This window comes from Moorena sp. SIO4E2 (assembly GCF_010671945.1).
In the GTDB taxonomy this organism is placed as follows: Bacteria; Cyanobacteriota; Cyanobacteriia; order Cyanobacteriales; family Coleofasciculaceae; genus Moorena; species Moorena producens.
The window spans coordinates 1-2,200 of the sequence record NZ_JAAHIE010000929.1 but is presented as its reverse complement, the minus strand read 5'-3'; the positions used below and the strand labels follow the sequence as shown (position 1 = coordinate 2,200).

Below are 2,200 nucleotides of genomic sequence, written 5' to 3'. Positions count from 1 at the left end.
AGCGTGGCCTACGGCCAGGGGAAAAGAATACCCTCAAATACTTACTTGGGTAGGACGCCGGTTTTTTCTAGGACTTCTAAATTCCATTTAAGGTATTAAAAATACTGTCTAACGGATTATAAATAACGCAAAATTCCCGATAATCTATTCAATATTTCGGCTCTAATGGCAATCTATTTGGTTGGCAGGTACTCGTTGAGGCGATGGTTTGAGTACTTACTTCATTCTTCTGACCCCAGGTATCCCATCCGGAACCAATAGGGTTGTACTACTATACAATCAAGTTTTATTGAAGTTATTGACGATCACTTTGCTGAATCAAATACCCAAGTAAGCCTGAATGACTCGTGGTGAGTTAGTCAGTTTGCATAAGATATGTTTGTTGGCAAAGTCATGTGATAATTACTTTGCCGACAATGAAGCAAGCCTTAGATGCGATCACATCTAGTTTTCTCCCGTAATTTTTTGTTCAAAACAGCCTCAAAGCCTTACACAACAAGGGGGTTACGATCGTAATTTTCTATACATACTGCGATCACACTACTTTTAGAATACAGCGAGTTTAAAAACACGCCCTAGCCAAAGTGACACCAGGGGCAATCTGAATAATTTTGCAGCTTTCGGTGTTTGAGGGGGATTAAACACCCGTTCATCAAAAGATGCAAATAATCCAAGTAAGCCGAGAGTTTTATTTTTGCAAGCTGCTACAGGTATTGGCAAACTTGACATACTCCCAGTCCTCGTCTCCTGTTAACGAAAGGGTTAGAAACAAGCTCTAAAACCATAGACAAAAGTTTGTTGATTAGGGTATGCTATTTTCTTTCTGATGATTTCCTGAATTCGGTAGAAATTAATTACCCATTTAATATGGTGCAAGCAAAAAGCTAATTCATACTCTTTATAGGGTGTGGGAAAGTTAAATAAACTATCGAAAATCAAAAAGTCTAAATCTTTCATCATTTTGATGACAACTGAGTTGGCACTAATTGTATAAACATTTTTGCGCCTCTCCATTGCATCATTAAAAGCTGCGTATAACAAAGATTTTCCAATCCCTTTGCCTCTATAATCTTCAAAGACAAACAATACAGCTATCTTAGTCCAATCTTTGTGGAAGTTATAACTCAAGCAAGCTCCAACAAGGTGGCAATCCTTATCTTCAGCAACCATTATATCTTCGGCCATCCATTCTCTTAAAGAGTAGCCAATAATTTTTGGGGTTGACATAATTTCTTTAATTAATAATTTGGCTTCCTGTTCTGTGATTTTTCTCTTGATAATTTTGTAGGCTTGTAAGGGAAATTCAAAATTCATAATCAATATATAATTTTTGCAGTGATGACAAATATTAAATAAACCAAAAATATGGTAATAATTACATAGAGGTTGAAATGCGAATTTAAAATATTAGTTAGTAGAGCGGAGATACCATTTTCTCTTTCAAATTTATTATAATCGCAATTGAGACAGAATAAACATAAAGAAGCCTTGCGAAAAGCAGCATGGTAATGGGAGAATCCCCAAAGAATCATTGCTAGTGGCATAATATTGAAGACATAGACAAGTATCTGATATCGCTGAGCAGCATCAGACAGGGTCTTTAGACCCCAATTATGCTCAAACAAGACGATAATACCGATACATAAAAATAAGACTGTATAACGACTAATTGTGCTAATAAATTTTAGAGAAAATTGTTTAAACTCTCTCTGAACCATATCTTCAACAAAAGAAGTATTAAGTGGTTTGTTTTCAAAATAATTTTGAATTTGTGTAAGGCGTTCTTGCAAAAAAATTGTTCTAGCTAAGTTTTGCTTTAAGTCTTGTACAGCTCCGTATAAACTAATGAAAACCCAGGCTAGGGCGAAAATATTGTAATTGATAATGGTGTAAGGTAAGTATAGGATATAAGGCGACCAAAAATTACTAAATAATTCATTATAATGTGGGTATTCTCTTTGAAGAGTAAGGGGACCAATCAGTAAATGATAGATAAATGAAGTGATAAAGATGGAAATACCAACAACAACAATTCCTCTTTGCCATCTTTTTATTGATAGTCGAGAACCTCGAACAAGCTCTCTAGCTTCTTCCCTCCATACAATACCAAGTAAGTAAATGGCACCAATTGCAAAGAGGATACTACGAAAAAACTCAATAATCGCCCCATCTTCTCCAAATTCTTTTTGCCAAGGTTCAA

The 2,200-nt window shown here is 35.4% G+C and carries 3 protein-coding genes; all 3 read right to left on the bottom strand.

Translation table 11 applies throughout. The annotated features are described in order from the left end of the window. Nucleotides 1-546: 546 nt before the first annotated feature. Nucleotides 547-729: a hypothetical protein gene (locus tag F6K37_RS39095; RefSeq protein WP_287256616.1), complete on the bottom strand. Its 183-nt coding sequence runs from the start codon at nt 727-729 to the stop codon at nt 547-549. A 33-nt stretch (nt 730-762) separates the two neighbouring features. Then, the gene (locus tag F6K37_RS39090) at nt 763-1,314 is read right to left on the bottom strand and encodes a GNAT family N-acetyltransferase (protein WP_287256614.1); all 552 of its coding nucleotides are present in this window, start codon (nt 1,312-1,314) and stop codon (nt 763-765) included. Nucleotides 1,315-1,316: 2 nt separating this feature from the next. After that, a partial coding sequence (locus F6K37_RS39085) for a hypothetical protein (protein WP_287256612.1) occupies nt 1,317-2,200 on the bottom strand: 884 nt, incomplete at its 5' end.

Coding starts and splice junctions, on each gene's coding strand:
- F6K37_RS39095 (WP_287256616.1), bottom strand. CDS start 729: ATGTCAAGTTTGCCAATACCTGTAGCAGCTTGCAAAAATAAAACTCTC.
- F6K37_RS39090 (WP_287256614.1), bottom strand. CDS start 1,314: ATGAATTTTGAATTTCCCTTACAAGCCTACAAAATTATCAAGAGAAAA.